This window comes from Nocardia albiluteola, from assembly GCF_018860155.1.
Classification (GTDB): Bacteria; Actinomycetota; Actinomycetes; order Mycobacteriales; family Mycobacteriaceae; genus Nocardia; species Nocardia albiluteola.
The window spans coordinates 628,295-643,053 of sequence record NZ_JAHKNI010000003.1 but is presented as its reverse complement, the minus strand read 5'-3'; the positions used below and the strand labels follow the sequence as shown (position 1 = coordinate 643,053).

The following is a 14,759-nucleotide window of genomic DNA, read 5'->3' as shown; positions in this document are numbered from 1 at the left end:
ACTCGCCCGCAGCGCCCTCGACGGCGGCGCGCTCACCATCGCTCAGACCTCCTCGCCCTGCTCGTCGGGCAACGGCAGCAGGACCTCCGAGACCGGGCGTCGCGGGGTCGGCAACAGCGGTCCGGCACTCATTGCGGCCCAACCGATCCGGATGATCAATTGCGGAGAACCACTGTCCTGCAACACATCGCGGCGGATCCGCACTCGAGTCTCGGGAACCTCGAGCGGCTCGCTCAGCGGGCAGCCGGCCAGTCCGAGCACCGTCGCCGTCAGTAGCACCGCGCTGGCGCCCTCACCGGCGCGCAACCGCGACAACAGGTCGTCCCCCGTGGTCGTCAGCACCACCAGCCGCTCCGCGGCATCGGTATCGTGCAGCACCTCCTGCGGCAGACCGGGATCGGCGAAGGGCCGCGTGGTCACGTCGGTGGCCACGACCGCGCTGCGGGATGGAACGCCCTGCGGCGCGGCATGGTGCCCGCTCCACCGCGCCAGCTCGGCGCCGTAGGACGAATCGCGCGCGTGAACTCGCGCGGCGTCCTCGAAGGCGCGCATCAACTGCGTTCGGGCGTAACCGGATTCGACGGCGCTCACGAACACCCCGTGTGCTCCCGCCGCGGCCGCGAGGGTCTCCAGATATGCCTGCGGAACCTCCCACGAGGTGAACCGGCGGCGGTCGCTGCACCGCCGGGACATCGCCCGCGCCAGCCGCGCCGCCTCGACCGTCGGTGTGCCGGGGGCGAATTCGATCGCGGCCAGGTGATCGGGATCGCCCGGATTCGGCAGCCGGTGCACCACGGTCTCCCAGCCGGACGCCCGCATCGCGACGCGCAGATGATGCAGGGCCGCACCGCAACTCACGATCAGATCGCGCCCATCGGGATCGGTGTGCGGCAGCTGCCGGCTCCGGTCGGCGTACAGGTGTAGGGTCTCATCGCCCAGGCGCCACAGCCAGGGCTGGGTGTTGTGCACCGAGGGCGCCCGCACGGCCAGCGCCAGGGCGGCGCGGACGGTATCGTGATCGGGCTCATGGCTCGGCATCGCCGGAACTCCCCTCATTCCCGCCGGGCAGGACGAGGAATTGGCCCGCGGTGGCGCCGCCGTCCAGGACGAACTCCGAACCGGTGGAGAACGTCGCCTCGGTGACGATGAACCGCACCATGGCCGCCACCTCCTCCGGTTCGCCGAATCGCGGCAGCGGTTGTGCGGCGGTGACGGATTCGTCCATCTCCGCGGTCATCGCGGTGTGGATGGGCCCGGGATGCACCGAGCACACCCGCACGTTCGCCGCACCCAGCTCGAGCGCCGCGGCCTTGGTCAGCCCGCGCAGCCCCCACTTGGCGGCGACATATCCGCTGATCCCGGCGTAGCCGGTCAGCCCGGCGGTCGAGGAGACATTGACGATCACCCCGCCGCCCGCGACCCGCATGCGGGGCACGGCGTTGTGCATCCCCAGCCATGCGCCGTACAGGTCGACGTCGATCACATGCCGGAACAGTCCGGGCCGTTCGGATTCGATAGTGCCGAAGTCCACGATTCCGGCGTTGTTGACCAGGACCGCCAGCGGCCCGAACTCCGCCTCAGCGGCGTCGATCACCCGCTGCCACTCGTGTTCGTCGGTCACATCCAGATGACGGAAGGCGGCGCGGGGGCCCAGGGCCGCGGCGACCGCCGTCCCGTCGGGCTCGAGCAGGTCCGCGATCATCACGCCCAGCTGTTCCTTGGCCAGCGCGGCCGCCACCGCGGCACCGATGCCTCGCGCGCCTCCGGTGACGATCGCGCTTCTGCCCGCGAATTCACTCACGACACATACCCTTTCGGTGCTCTCGGATGCTCGTGTTCAGAATTGCGCGCCGGGGCACGCAGGCGAGACGGCCGAATGTCACCGGGAACCGGGTCGTCGGGAACCATCGAGTCATCTACCGGCCCGATGGCCGTATTGCCCTGCCCCCCGTGACGATCGGCAGCATCGCAATGCCCGCGGCGGTGCCTACCGTGGCAACCACCGACCGTGCAATCCCTGCGGCCGGGACCACATCTTGGGAGGTCGTGGTGACATCGCAGGACGACGAGACCGATCCCCGCCAATCGGTATCGGCGCAGGTGATCGTAGGCGTCGACGGCTCACGAGGTTCGGACACCGCGGTGCGCTGGGCGGCCGGCTACGCCGCGGGCCACGGCCGTGAACTGCTGATCGTGCACGGAATGGGGCTGGTCGGCGATTCCGCGCTGACCGGTCCGTACGCGGTATGGCAGCAGGACGTCATCGACGCCGCCCGCACCCGCGGCGCCGCCGTCGTCGAGCAGGCCGAGCAGCTGGCCCGTCGCACCGCGCCCGACGTGCGGGTAGCGACCCTGACGGCCGGCGAGAGTCCGGCCACTCTGCTCGTCTACCACAGCGCCGGGGCGTACGCGGTCGTGCTGGGCTCGACCGGCTCCGCCGGCACCCTGGAACATCTGGGCTCGACGCTGCTGGCGGTGACCGCGCACTCGCATGGCGCGGTGATCGTCGTCCCCGACGGCTACTCCGAGGCCGATCGCGCCGGCGGCCCGGTGGTCGTCGGCATCGACGGCAGCCCCGTCAGCGAGCCCGCGATCGCCGCCGCATTCGCCGAGGCGGCCGAACGCGACACCGAGCTCGTGGCCGTCCATGCGTACTCCGACTGGGATTTCGGCCAGTTCGCCGGGATGGTCGCGCCGCTGCCCGACGCCGCCACTGAGGCCGAGACGGCGATACTCGCCGAACGACTGGCGGGCTGGCAGGAGAAATACCCCGACGTCCCGATCGTGCGCCAGACATATCTGTCTGCGCCCGGGCAACGCCTGCGGGAATGGTCGAACACGGCCCAACTGCTGGTCGTCGGCAGTCGTGGTCGCGGCGGCTTCCGCGGACTGCTGTTCGGATCGACCTCGAATTATCTTGTGCAGCACGCTTATTGCCCGGTGATGGTCGTTCACGAGGCCGAGAAATAGGCGGAAGAGTCCAACGCGAGGAGGAGCGAATGAACTCGGCGGAACCAACGGCACGGCCCGATGTCGAACTGACAGCGGTGCGCATCGACAAGGATGACGACCTCAACGTGATCATCGGCCAGGCCCACTTCATCAAGACCATCGAGGACCTGCACGAGGCGCTTGCCGGGGCCGGACCACACCTCCGGTTCGGCGTGGCATTCTGTGAAGCGTCGGGTCCACGACTGGTCCGGCACTCCGGCAACGATGCCGACTTGGTTGCGCTCGCGACGCGAAACGCCATGGCGATCGCGGCAGGCCACGCGTTCGTCGTGTTCCTGCGCGAGGGTTATCCGGTGAACGTGCTCAACGCGATCCGGCACGTGCCCGAGGTCTGCGGGATCTTCTGTGCCACCTCGAATACGGTTCAGGTGCTCATCGCCCAGACTGATTGCGGCCGCGGCATCATCGGGGTGATCGACGGACAGCCACCGCTCGGTGCGGAGACTCTCGAGGACCAGGACGACCGCAAGCGGCTGTTACGCGTTATCGGCTACAAACTCTGAACGATGCACCGAGACTACCCGGCGCCTCGGTTCCGCCGGCCTACCGCGATATCAGCCCGGCGACCGGCGTGACCGCCGGACGACCGGGAATTACTCCGCCGGACCATGCGGCTCCGGGGTGTGCTGCATCGACGAAAACCGTGCCGTCGCAACCTCTTCCTGAGCGCGGAGTGCGTCGGCGGACAAGACATAGCTGTCCGGGCCGGGGAAGGTCAGCGCCCGATGCCCGGTATCGCTCCAATGCACCAGATACGGCGGTGCGCCATCCTGACCGTGGACTTCCTCGATCAGGCCGCGCCGTACGCCCTGGCCGATGGATCGCCCCTCCACCACGAGCCAGTCTCCGGATTCGGCATGCATCATTACCTCCTTCTCGTGCCGGGTGCCGATCACATATAGTCGCCGCGCCGCTCTTCGGCCAGTAGGGCCGCGTGTCGGCCACGTTCGGGTCCTCGGGCCCCGGCCAACGACTGCGATCCGCTGTTATCGTGCACGACCATCACCGGGCACCGGGCATGCTGCAGATCCATACCGTGCACGATCCGCAGCTCCCGGCCGCGGTGCGCCGCGGTTTCCGCCGCCCACGCCACGGCGGCCGCGGCGGGCTCGGAGCCGTCGACACCGACCATGACGGGCGCGGTCGCCAGATGACGTGCATCATCGCGGAATTGGGCACTCATTACCGATACCTCGATCAATTCTTCACCATCCGGCCCACCGGACGATGTCCGTGCTCCCAGCCTCACCCCGGCCCCGCCGCATCCACAGGGCCGAATGACCCGACGCTCCGGGCACACCAGCCCGCGTCGTAGCGGCCGCCCCCCGGTCGCGTCCCCGACCGGCCGTGCTGCTGAGCGATTCTGTTCGCACTCACTCGCCATACAGCGCCGCCGCCTCGGCGGCTCCGGGCAGGCGCCGGCGCCTACTCGCGCCGAGGCGGGCCCGTTCGGCGGCACCATCGCCCACGGCTACCTGACCCTGTCGCTGCTCATTCCACTCTGATCGCAGCTACTCATCATCGAAAACCGCGGCATGGCAGTCAATTACGGCCTGAAGAAGGTCCGCTTCCCGGCCCCCGTCCCCGCTGGATCGAAGGTCCGGCTGTAGCGGCAGACTCAGCGACCTCGGCTGTATTTCCTAGACCCCGGAAGAGTTCACATGATTACCTGCGTCGTCGACTACACCATCGACCCCGGCAAGATCGAAGCGTTCGAGGAGTTCGCTGCGGAATGGATTCGCCTGGTCAACAAACACGGCGGTCGTCACCACGGATACTTCATGCCTTCGGAAGGGGCGAGCGATAAGGCGCTGGCACTGTTCAGCTTTCCCAGCTTCGCAGCGTATGAGCAGTACCGGCAGCTTTTCGGCGTCGACCCCGAATTCATAGCCGCCGACCGCATTCGCGACGAGAGTGGGTGCGTGCTGCGGTACGAGCGCTCGTTCATGCGCCCATTCCTCGAGTCGGATGGATAGAGGGCGGCGCCCGTACGGCCACGGGCACCCCGCGGGCCGGCCGGGGCGCGCCGCTCATCACGGGGTGTGCGCCGCGGCGCCGGGGCCAGGCTGGTGCCAGGTCGCCACGGCCCAGATCAGGAATGCGTCGAGCGCGATGATCAGGACCGACCACCACGGATTGTGGGGCAGCCACAGGAAGTTCGCCACGATCGAGAACGCGGCGAGCACGATCGCGGTGGCCCGGGCCCAGGTCCGTCCGGTGAATAAGGCGGCGGCAACGAGTACGAGCAGAGCCCCGATCACGATGTGGATCACCCCCCAGCCGGTGGCGTTCCACTGATACGTGTACTGGGGGCCGACCACGACGATGGCGTCGGCCTCGACCGCCGAGATGCCCTCCAGGATCTGCACGGCCCCGGCGGCGATCAGCAGCACCGCGGCCGCGATCGTGCCCATTGCCGCAACCTGCTCGCGAGCGGGCCGCGCACCTGCATGACGGCCGCGGGGAGCGGTTTCGGTCTCGGGCGTGGCGTTGCGCGCGGCGTCGGTGTCCGATGCGATATTCGGACCGGCCGGCGGCACCGGACCCGAGGTCCCGGCTGTCGGGTCGGACATGGTTCCTCCTACGGTTCGATGATTCGTCCAGGTGTTCGTTCTCGCACTACCCCGCACGGTCGTTCCGACACAAGAGGCGATCGGCCCACTCCACCGAGACACCAGGCGAAATAGTAGGTCCGCCAGGCCGGGCCTCGAGTGCGACGCGCTCACGCGATCCGGAAATCGCGTTCCAGTTCCGTGCGCAGCACGGCCGCACGGGCTCCACCGGAACGCCCGCACCATCGAACCGAATCTGATCGCCGTATCGAAACCCCGTCATGGCCAACGTAGTTCGGCCAGATCGGAGGTGACTCGGTCGGCGCCGGCCCGCCGCAATTCCGCCGAGCGGACCTCGCTCCGCATGCGATCGACCCCGATGACGAGAGCGAATCCGCCGCCACGACCGGCCGCTATCCCCCCAACGGCGTTCGCGAAAACCGCGCACCGGGAAGGAGCGACGCCCACCGCATCCGCACCCGCCAGATACGCGTCCGGTGCGGGTTCACCGCGCAGTCGGCGCGATTGGACCTCGATCGCATCAATGCAGGCGTCGAGGCAGCCGTCCAGACCGGCGGCGCTCAGTATCGCGCGCGCGGTCGTCGACGGTGCGACCGCCACAACCGCCGATCCGGCCGCCCGGGCCCTTGCCACCAGGCCGGCCGCGTCCGGATAGGCGCGAACACCCTCGCGCTCGATGATCGACAGCAGCAGACGATCCTTGCTCTCGCTGAGCCCGTGCACGGTCGACCGCGTCGCATGGTCCCCGAGCTCGCCCTCGGGTAGCTCGATACCGCGGGAATCCATGAATCCCCGCACCGCGTCCCCCCCGGAACGGCCCTCGACATACCGGCGGAAGTCCGCCTCGGTGAACGCCGCCCCCCGCGGCCCCCCCACGCAGTCGAGATATACATCGAAGACCGCGGCCCATGCCCGGCGGTGCGCGTCGCGCGTATCGGTCAGGACGCCGTCGACTTCGAACAGGCCCGCCGCCACCGCCCCAGAACCCGCCCCGCCCGCCCGTGCCGCATGCGCGCCGGCACCGGCGGAAATCGCGCCATCGTCGAGATGCGTCATCGGTGTCCCCGGCTCTCGGCTACCCCCACTCGTCTTCTCGATCGAACCGCTTCACTACCGTCCTACCACCGCAAACAGCGGGCGAACAGCGGAACGGGCGCCCGGTTTTTCCGGGTTCCGCGGCGGGTACGGCGAGCCCGTGCAGGCACACCCAGCCGCAATCGTCCACCGGCGGCACCTCGACCGCCGCGAACGCCGGGAACTGGCCGTGCACGGGCACGCCCACGCCGTCACCGTATGCGGACGGACACCGGGCGGCGGGCGGGTGCGCGGTTCGACCACCTAGGAGTGCGCGCTCAGAGCTGACGAGCGCGCCCGGCAGAACAGCCGAGCACGCTCGTACGAGTCGTCGGTCAGAGGCCCAGCTGACTCAGCAGCGGGCCGATGATCGGCAGGGAATCGGCGCTGCCGGTGCCACCGCCCGTGGACGGGGTGCAGCTCTGCCCGGCGGGCGCCTGGTCGACCACATTGACCTTCTGGGGGCCGATGACACCGCCCCCACCGGGCTGAATGCCGCGCCACCACAGGGTGTGGGTGCCGCTGGTGGTGGGCGTCCACGATGCCGTGGCGTCCTGGCCGTGCTGGATGGGCTGCTGGCTCCCGATCATGGTCGCGCTGTTGAGGTTCGGGCCGTCCAGGAAGTAGTAAGACGAGATACCGGTCTGAATCTTCGATGCCGACACGGTGAGCGTGTAGGTCTGGTTGACGCACTGCACAGTGCCCGAAACCTGGATCCAGTCGTCAGCTGCGGCCGTGGCTGCCATGGAGACCGTGGTCGCGGCAAGTACCGCGAAGCCTGCGGCATAGGAGCCCAGACGGGTCAGGCGTTGATGCTTCACATCGCACTCCTTGTTCGGGACGTCACACGTAACGTCTTGTTGCACTGGGAGTATCGACCCGCCCTCGACGGTGTTACGGTCCGCGCCGAACAGGAGTCGCGCGGTCACGCTGCGACCGATGAATGCGCGCCGCTTCGCCCAGAGTGCACTCCCTGCGGCCGTATGGCCGTTCGGGCCCAAGAGATTCGGGCAAGCAGGGGGATGCGGAGGCGGTACATTCGGTCGGATGAGCGCAGCGATCTCCGTCGTCGTCATGCCCGGACCCGAAGCGCCCCTGCAGGTGCGCAGCACGCCGCTACCGGAGGTCGAGCCGGGCGGGGTGCTGTTGCGGACGCTGGGCAGCGAGGTGTGCGGCACCGATGTGCACCTGTGGCACGGCCAGTTGTCCGGTGTGCCGTATCCGATCACACCCGGACATGTCAGTGTCGGACAGGTCGCCGCGCTCGGGCCGGGCGAGGCGCCGCGTGATGTGGACGGCATGCCGGTTCGACTGGGTCAGGTCGTTACCTTCTTGGATGTGTACGGCACCTGCGGTCGCTGCTGGTACTGCACCGTCGCGCACGCCAGCACGCGGTGCCCGCAACGCCAGGTGTATGGGGTGACGATGTGCGCCGACGACGGATTGTTCGGTGGCTGGGGCGAATACATCTACCTCGCGCCGGGGGTGCATATCGTGCCGCTGCCGGAGGAACTGGACTGGCGCGCGTTCCTCGCCGGCGGCTGCGGCATGCCCACCGCCCTGCATGCAGTCACCCTCGGCGAGATCGGTTTCGGGGACACCGTCGTGGTGCAGGGCGCGGGGCCGGTCGGGTTGTGCGCGGCGGTGCTGGCGCAACTACGCGGCGCAGGCCGAGTGATCGTCATCGGCGGCCCGCAGGTGCGCCTGGCCGCGGCGCGCCGGTTCGGCGCGGACACCGTCATCGATATCGGCGAGAGCACCGCCGAGGAACGGATCGAGCGGGTCCGTGCACTGACCGGTGGCAGAGGAGCGGATGTGACCATCGAGGCGACCGGCGTACCCGGCGCGGTGCCCGAGGGGATGCGACTGACCCGGGACGCGGGCCGATACATCGTGGTGGGCCAGTACACCGACGCCGGTGACACCTCGCTCAATCCGCACCTGGATCTGAACCGCAAGCACCTGTGCGTGCGGGGGTGCTGGGGCAGCGATGCCGGGCACGTGTGGCGATCGGTCCGGGTGATGGCACGATACGCCGGCCTGTTTCCGTGGACCGAGCTGATCAGCCGGGAGTACTCCCTGGACCAGGCGCAATCCGCGCTCGAAGCCGTCGCCCGGCAAGAAGTCGTCAAGGCGCTCATCGTGCCTGGACGCTCACCGGACGAGAAGCCTTCGCGCCGCCGCGTACCGTGGAACAGACTGTCCGGCGGGCAATTTCGGTCCACGTACGCCCGGTGAAAGGGGTCCGCGCCGACGGCCCATCGCCGAACGCCGGAACCGCCTAGCTGGCCTCCAACGGTTCTCTGGCAGTCCATGGGCACGGCGACCGGACTCGCTATCGCCACGTTCATCGTCTTGGCCCTCGCCGCGCCGCCTGGCAAGCGGGTGGGCGTATACAGCCCAGAAGACTGGGTGCAACCAGACGAAATGGCATCAGCGGTATCCGTACTTCTGCCAGAGACGTCGAGATGGGATCGGGTCGCAAACGCCCAAACCACCTCGTCGAGATTGGTGATGTCGACATCGTCCTCGACGACCAGGGTCTTGGGTGCGTGGACACTAGGCTTGCCATGGAAGATGATCTCGGCGACATGACCACTCTGCAGGCGGCATTCGCCAGCGAGATAGGCGTGCGGACCGCCGCCGACGGTGTCGTACTGCGCGGCTGGTCGACACAACGCAGCATGGCGATCGAACTGGATGTCGTCTGACCGGTTCGTGCCGGCGTGCGACCACGGACCGCAGCCTGTCCGCTGCCATGCAGTCCGAAGACCGGCGTGAATAGTCCCCCGGCGGGCACGAACGGTCCTCTTGTCATCGTCTGCTGCTGGGCCATTCTGATGCAGTGATATCAGTCAACCGAGGTACGGTGTTGTGAAACATCTTCGCAGCTTGCGTGAGTTCATCGTGGAGCTGGACAAGATCGGTGAAGTACAGTCCATCGAGAAGAAGGTGGACTGGAACCTGGAGATCGGGGCGGTATCCCGGCGCTCCTACGAATTGCGCGCGCCCGCACCGCTGTTCAGCTCGATCACTGGGATCGATAAGGGGTTGCGAGTGTTGGCGGCACCGGGCGGCCTGTCCGCGCAACCGGGGCTGACGTTCAGCCGAATCGCGTTGGCGCTCGGCCTTCCCGCCACCGCGCGTGGTGCCGACATCGTGACCGCGCTAGCCGATGCGCGGACCAGGCAGCCGATTCCACCGAAGATCGTCGAGACGGGGCCGTGCAAGGACAACGTCATGCTGGGCGCCGACGTGGACTTGCTGAAGTTTCCCACCCCGCTCATCCATGATGGCGATGGCGGTCGCTATATCCAGACCTGGGGAATGAATATTGCCCGCACACCCGATGGGTCCTGGACGAATTGGTCGATCAATCGAATGATGCTGGTCGACAGGAACCGTTTGGCGTGCCTCATTCCTCCGCTGCAGCACCTGGGGATCATCAAGGCTCGGTGGGAGCAGGCGGGTACGCCCATGCCGATCGCGGTCGCGCTCGGCGTCGAGCCCGGCCTGCCCTACGTGGGCGGTATGCCGCTGCCCGAGGGCGCGGACGAATCCCATTTTCTCGGCGCGTACTTCGGCGAACCTCTGGAGTTGGTGCGTGCCGAGACGGTCGACTTGCTTGTCCCAGCCACGGCCGAGATTGTCATCGAAGGGTATGTGTCACATACGGATACCTTCGAGGAAGGCCCCATGGGTGAGTACCCTGGCTACCTCGATCGCGCCAGTTCCGCACCCCAGCCGGTACTGCACGTCACCGCAGTGACGTATCGCGACGACGCCATTCTTCCGGTGGCGGTGGCCGGGGCGCCGGTGGAGGAGGATCACACCGGGTGGGGTTTGCCGCACGCTGCGGAGATGTTGCACGTGTTGCGCTCGGCCGAGCTTCCGGTCGCAGCCTGCTGGGGTGTATTGGAGTCGGCATGCCACTTGTGGGTCGTCGCGGTCGATCGCGACTGGCATGCGCGCACCGGCCTGTCTTCCAGGGAATTCGCACAGCGGATCGGTGAGGTGGTCTTCGGCGCAGGCAAGTTGGCCTTCGGCGTTCCCAAATTGCTGGTGGTGGAAAACGATATCGACATCTCGGACCCGCTCCAGGTTATCTGGGCCTTTACCAGCAGAGCCCATCCCGAGCACAGTGAGATCCACTTCGACAACGAGCCGCAGAATATCCTTCCAATCTATCTCGAAGCCTACGAACGGCTGAGCTACCACTCGACCAAAGTTGTGTACAACTGCCTGCTCGCCGACCGGTTCGCTGCGGATGAGCAGCCGGTTCCGGCAGACTTCGCCCATAACTGGACACCACAGATGCAGCAACACGTGCTCGACAACTGGCGCGCCTACGGCTACCGCTGACATCTGCCGCCGCACTCTTCCGGCGAATCACTTTCCCACACAAAGGAGTATTGCTATGCCTATCTACACCGTCCAAGTTCCGGCCGGCACCCTCGACACCGCTCAGAAACGTGAGGTGGCCCAGGCAATTACGAGCATCCACGTCAATGTGACCGCCGCGCCACCGCGTTTGGTGAACGTCGTGTTCGAGGAAATTCAGGCGGAGAATCACTATCTTGCCGGTGAGCCCTCGGACAATATCGTCATCACCGGCAGGGTCCGCGAGGGGCGATCCGATCAGGACAAGCAGCGCATCCTGCGCGAGGTTGCCGAAGCCACTGCGAAGATCATCGGTCGTGACGTTGCCGAGGTCGGCACGATCATCCGTGATGTGCCGTCGAAGTACATTTTCGAAGGCGGTCAAATACTGCCCGAGCCCGGGCACGAAACGGACTGAACCGCGTTCGGCACTCGCGTCGCCCGGCAGACACACTGCTCGGGCGACTGAGTTTGCCACGAGATCGGCACGGGTGTAGGAGGTCCTGCTGTCGAGCTCGGCCTGCGTTGTCCGTTTCAAAACGTCGGAGTCAATGCCGAATCGGCATGGCTGGGGGCGATGTGGCTGTAGCAGCACCGAAGTCGATGGCCGCTGAGGCAGCTACCCTCGATAGATAAGCCCCTGTAATGGATTCCGGCTGAAGTGTCCATTGATCAGATACGACCGGGCAGGGACCGTCATTCCCGTGACTGCTCAATCCGATCGTCCTGAGGCGATCGCCATCGAACCGGGCCGCCTGTTCATCGGCGGCCAGTGGCGCGACAGCCTCAGCGGCGCCACCCTGCCCACGGTCAATCCGGCCACCGAGGAGGTGATCACCACCGTCGCCAGCGCGGGCGTCGAGGACGTCCACGCCGCGGTCGACGCCGCGCGCCGGGCCTTCGAGGAGTCCGGCTGGGCGAGCATGCGCGGCTCCGAACGAGCCAAGGTCCTGTTGCGTATCGCGGATCTGATCGACGCCAACGCGCACGAGCTGGCTTATCGCGAATCGGTGGACATGGGCATGCTCTACACCGACGCGCGCTATGTCGCGGTGGCGCACATCGCCAACATGTTTCGCTACTTCAGTGGCTGGACAACCAAATTCGATGGCGCGGTCAGGCCCGCCGAACCGGTTCCCGGACAGCCCGGCGAACTGCTGGCCTATACTCGCCGCGAGCCGCTGGGTGTGATCGCGGCGATCACGCCGTTCAACTTCCCCCTGGTGTTGTCGGTCAGCAAGATCGCCCCCGCGCTGGCCGCAGGCAATTGTGTGATCCACAAGCCGGCATCCGACACCCCGCTGTCGGCACTGACTCTCGCGCGGATCATGCAGGAGGCCGGGGTCCCGGACGGGGTGTACAACACGATCTGCGGTCCCGGCGCAGTGGTCGGTGACGCGCTGGTCCGGTCGCCCGGGATCGACAAAGTGGCTTTCACCGGCTCGACTGCGGTCGGTCGTGGCCTGGCGCAGGGTGCGGCGGAGACATTCAAGCACGTCACACTGGAACTCGGCGGCAAATCCCCGAATATCGTATTCGCCGATGCGGATCTCGATGCGGCGGCACAGACCGCGTTCTTCGCCTGCATGTGGAACAAGGGCGAGGTGTGCGTCGCGGGCACCCGGCTGCTGGTGCAGCGCGACATCCTGGACGACATGCTCGACCAGCTGCGCAAACTGTGCGCCGCAACGGTGCTCGGCGATCCGTTGGATCCGGCAACCACGATGGGTCCCTTGGCTTCCCGCGCCGAATACAACAAGGTGCTCGACTACATCGAGAGCGGCAAGCAGGCAGGGATTCCGCTGGTCGCCAGTGAGGCCAAGGTCCCCGATCGCGGGTTCTTCGTCCCGCCCGCGATTTTCGGGCCCGGCGACAACAGCACACGCATCGCGCGGGAGGAAATCTTCGGCCCGGTGTTGACGGTGATCCCGTTCACCGACTTCGACGAGGCGATCCGGATCGCCAACGACACTCCCTACGGGCTCGCGTCGGGGGTACAGACCACTAACGCCCGCACCGCGATCCGCGCGGCCCACCGGCTGCAAGCGGGCACGGTGTGGGTCAACACCTGGCACCATTACGACCCGTCCGCGCCGTTCGGCGGGTACAAGACGTCCGGGTACGGACGGGAGAACGGCCCCGAGTCGCTCGACGCCTACACCCAGCTCAAGACGATATGGATGGATCTAGCCTGATGACTACCCTTGGTTTTCTCGGCGCAGGCCGCCTCGCCCGCGCCCTCGGCGGCCGACTCGAAAAGGCCGGGCACGCAGTCTCGTATGCCGACCAAGACGGCGGGCACGATCGCGTAGTCGCCGATGCGGACGTGATCGTGCTGGCCGTGCCCTACAGTGCGGTCGGCGCGGCGCTTGCCATGGCGCCGTCGCTGGCGGGCCGGGTGGTGTGGTCGTGCGTGAATGCCCTCACCGACGATCTGTCCGGGCTGGCAGTCGGCTTCGACAGCTCGGCGGCCGAACAGATCGCCGCCCTGATGCCGCAGGCCCGGTTGGTGGCGGCAGTGCCGCCATTCGCCGCGGCGATCGCCCGGACCGGCTTCGACTTCGACGAAGATGTGCCGCCGTCGTCGTTCGTCTGTGGAGACGACGCGGAGGCCAAGGTGATCGTCTCGGGGCTGCTCGCCGATATCGGGGTGCACGCCGTCGATGCCGGTCCGCTGGCCCGGTCCCGCTACGTCGAGCCTGCGATGATGCTGATGGTGCAGCTTGCCTACAGCTCCAGCGCACCTCGGGATCTCGCGCTACGGCTGCTCGAGCGCACAACTAGGTAGCGGCGCCTCAGGCGACGGCGCTGGCCGAGCGGCATGCCCGCTCGGCCAGCGCCGCGAACTCCAGCACCTTCGTGCATGAGTTCCGCTTGTGCCACACCAAAACTGCCTGCACCGGCGGCATGCCGGTGAATGAGACGTAGGCCACTCCGGGATGGGTGAAGTGCGCTGCCATCGCACTCGAGGTCACGTGTACCGCGTCTCCGCGGGCGACCGCACCCAGCGTCTCCGCTTCGGTGTGTACCGAGCCCGCAGCGCGAATCGCGCGACCCGACGGCGTGCGATCCGGCGGCCAATTGGCTTGCACGGTGTGCTGGGGAATGTTGGCCGGTGGCGGCATTACCGCGAGGTCGCCGAGGTCCTCGAGGGTAAGCACCGGGCGCGCGGCGAGTGGATGGTCGCGGGCAATGGCCAGCATCCGGGGATATTCGCCAACGATGGGACCAGTCGTCAGGTCACCCTCGGCAACCGGCCACAGGTACACCTGCATATCGATCTCGCCGCGGCGCAGTGCGTCGAATGCGCCACCCCAGGGCAACTGGACCAGGCGCACGGGAAACTCGGGCTGTTGCCCGCGAAATATCGCGATCGCCCTATCGAGTGTGCTGGCGAATGGCCCGAGAAATCCAATCCGCAAGCTGCGTGCCGAATTCCGGGTCGCCGCCACCACCCGGTCGATCTCGCGCAACGCTGGAGCCGCCCCAAGCAGCAGCTCTCGGCCGAGCGGAGTGAGCTGGACCCGTCGACTGGTCCGGGTAAACAGCGAGCCGTCGATCTGTCGCTCCAGCGACCGAACGACCTGGCTTACGCGTGGCTGTGACATCGAAAGTCGCGCGGCGGTCCGGCCGAAATGCAGCTCTTCGGCCAGGACCACAAACACCCGCAACGCGCCGGGATCGATCGCCGACTCGTTCCACCCAATCTGCACCGGACCA

General features: G+C 67.3%; 16 protein-coding genes and 2 pseudogenes. 9 read left to right on the top strand and 9 right to left on the bottom strand.

The genetic code is table 11. The features are described 5' to 3' along the window. Positions 1 to 42: 42 nt before the first annotated feature. Together KO481_RS12690 and KO481_RS12685 are read right to left on the bottom strand one after the other, a co-directional pair. Positions 43 to 1,038, bottom strand: coding sequence for an Acg family FMN-binding oxidoreductase (locus KO481_RS12690; RefSeq protein WP_215917232.1), 996 nt, complete (start codon positions 1,036 to 1,038; stop codon positions 43 to 45). Further along, complete coding sequence (locus KO481_RS12685; RefSeq protein WP_215917231.1) at positions 1,025 to 1,801, bottom strand: SDR family oxidoreductase; 777 nt, start codon at positions 1,799 to 1,801, stop codon at positions 1,025 to 1,027. Before KO481_RS12685 ends, KO481_RS12690 begins: the two co-directional genes overlap by 14 nt. A 248-nt stretch (positions 1,802 to 2,049) precedes the next feature. On the opposite strand from KO481_RS12685, the gene KO481_RS12680 reads away from it, so the two are divergent. Beyond that, complete coding sequence (locus tag KO481_RS12680) at positions 2,050 to 2,970, top strand: universal stress protein (protein ID WP_308166559.1); 921 nt, start codon at positions 2,050 to 2,052, stop codon at positions 2,968 to 2,970. A gap of 29 nt (positions 2,971 to 2,999) precedes the next feature. Next, entirely contained in the window at positions 3,000 to 3,515 is a 516-nt protein-coding gene (locus KO481_RS12675) for an adenosine-specific kinase (RefSeq protein WP_215917230.1), read from the top strand. Between the two features lie 90 nt (positions 3,516 to 3,605). Here the strand turns inward: KO481_RS12675 and KO481_RS12670 are convergent, their stop codons facing one another. Together KO481_RS12670 and KO481_RS12665 are read right to left on the bottom strand one after the other, a co-directional pair. Then, positions 3,606 to 3,875, bottom strand: a complete 270-nt coding sequence (locus KO481_RS12670; RefSeq protein ID WP_215917229.1) for a DUF1918 domain-containing protein — start codon at positions 3,873 to 3,875, stop codon at positions 3,606 to 3,608. 29 nt (positions 3,876 to 3,904) lie between these two features. Next, on the bottom strand, positions 3,905 to 4,195 hold the full coding sequence (locus KO481_RS12665; RefSeq protein ID WP_215917228.1) for a universal stress protein: 291 nt from the start codon (positions 4,193 to 4,195) through the stop codon (positions 3,905 to 3,907). Positions 4,196 to 4,436: 241 nt separating this feature from the next. Here KO481_RS12665 and KO481_RS42955 point away from each other — a divergent pair. Beyond that, positions 4,437 to 4,619: pseudogene (locus KO481_RS42955) on the top strand (MaoC/PaaZ C-terminal domain-containing protein); the annotation flags it as partial. Between the two features lie 54 nt (positions 4,620 to 4,673). Beyond that, positions 4,674 to 4,988 carry an NIPSNAP family protein gene (locus KO481_RS12660; RefSeq protein WP_215917227.1) on the top strand — a complete coding sequence of 105 codons (315 nt, stop codon included), beginning with the start codon at positions 4,674 to 4,676 and terminating at the stop codon, positions 4,986 to 4,988. A gap of 57 nt (positions 4,989 to 5,045) precedes the next feature. On the opposite strand, the gene KO481_RS12655 is transcribed toward KO481_RS12660, so the two are convergent. The 3 genes from KO481_RS12655 to KO481_RS12645 form a co-directional block, all read right to left on the bottom strand. Next, complete coding sequence (locus KO481_RS12655; RefSeq protein WP_308166558.1) at positions 5,046 to 5,585, bottom strand: DUF7144 family membrane protein; 540 nt, start codon at positions 5,583 to 5,585, stop codon at positions 5,046 to 5,048. Between the two features lie 258 nt (positions 5,586 to 5,843). Further along, positions 5,844 to 6,641 carry an HAD family hydrolase gene (locus KO481_RS12650; RefSeq protein WP_215917226.1) on the bottom strand — a complete coding sequence of 266 codons (798 nt, stop codon included), beginning with the start codon at positions 6,639 to 6,641 and terminating at the stop codon, positions 5,844 to 5,846. A gap of 353 nt (positions 6,642 to 6,994) precedes the next feature. Further along, positions 6,995 to 7,480 carry a hypothetical protein gene (locus KO481_RS12645; protein WP_215917225.1) on the bottom strand — a complete coding sequence of 162 codons (486 nt, stop codon included), beginning with the start codon at positions 7,478 to 7,480 and terminating at the stop codon, positions 6,995 to 6,997. 226 nt (positions 7,481 to 7,706) lie between these two features. Here KO481_RS12645 and KO481_RS12640 point away from each other — a divergent pair, with 226 nt between their 5' ends. Beyond that, positions 7,707 to 8,897, top strand: a complete 1,191-nt coding sequence (locus KO481_RS12640) for a zinc-binding dehydrogenase (protein ID WP_215917224.1) — start codon at positions 7,707 to 7,709, stop codon at positions 8,895 to 8,897. A 284-nt stretch (positions 8,898 to 9,181) separates the two neighbouring features. Here KO481_RS12640 and KO481_RS44720 read toward each other — a convergent pair. Next, positions 9,182 to 9,337, bottom strand: a pseudogene (locus tag KO481_RS44720) (hypothetical protein); the annotation flags it as partial. 196 nt (positions 9,338 to 9,533) lie between these two features. On the opposite strand from KO481_RS44720, the gene KO481_RS12630 reads away from it, so the two are divergent. From KO481_RS12630 to KO481_RS12615, 4 genes are all read left to right on the top strand, one after another. Further along, positions 9,534 to 11,021 carry a UbiD family decarboxylase gene (locus tag KO481_RS12630; RefSeq protein ID WP_215917223.1) on the top strand — a complete coding sequence of 496 codons (1,488 nt, stop codon included), beginning with the start codon at positions 9,534 to 9,536 and terminating at the stop codon, positions 11,019 to 11,021. 55 nt (positions 11,022 to 11,076) lie between these two features. Continuing rightward, positions 11,077 to 11,457 (top strand): tautomerase family protein, encoded by a 381-nt coding sequence (locus KO481_RS12625; protein ID WP_215917222.1) that lies wholly within the window; start codon positions 11,077 to 11,079, stop codon positions 11,455 to 11,457. A gap of 286 nt (positions 11,458 to 11,743) precedes the next feature. Beyond that, the gene (locus tag KO481_RS12620; protein ID WP_308166556.1) at positions 11,744 to 13,234 is read left to right on the top strand and encodes an aldehyde dehydrogenase family protein; all 1,491 of its coding nucleotides are present in this window, start codon (positions 11,744 to 11,746) and stop codon (positions 13,232 to 13,234) included. Continuing rightward, on the top strand, positions 13,234 to 13,827 hold the full coding sequence (locus tag KO481_RS12615) for an NADPH-dependent F420 reductase (protein ID WP_215917221.1): 594 nt from the start codon (positions 13,234 to 13,236) through the stop codon (positions 13,825 to 13,827). Before KO481_RS12620 ends, KO481_RS12615 begins: the two co-directional genes overlap by 1 nt. A gap of 7 nt (positions 13,828 to 13,834) precedes the next feature. On the opposite strand, the gene KO481_RS12610 is transcribed toward KO481_RS12615, so the two are convergent. Further along, entirely contained in the window at positions 13,835 to 14,752 is a 918-nt protein-coding gene (locus KO481_RS12610; protein ID WP_215917220.1) for a LysR family transcriptional regulator, read from the bottom strand. Positions 14,753 to 14,759: the final 7 nt, after the last annotated feature.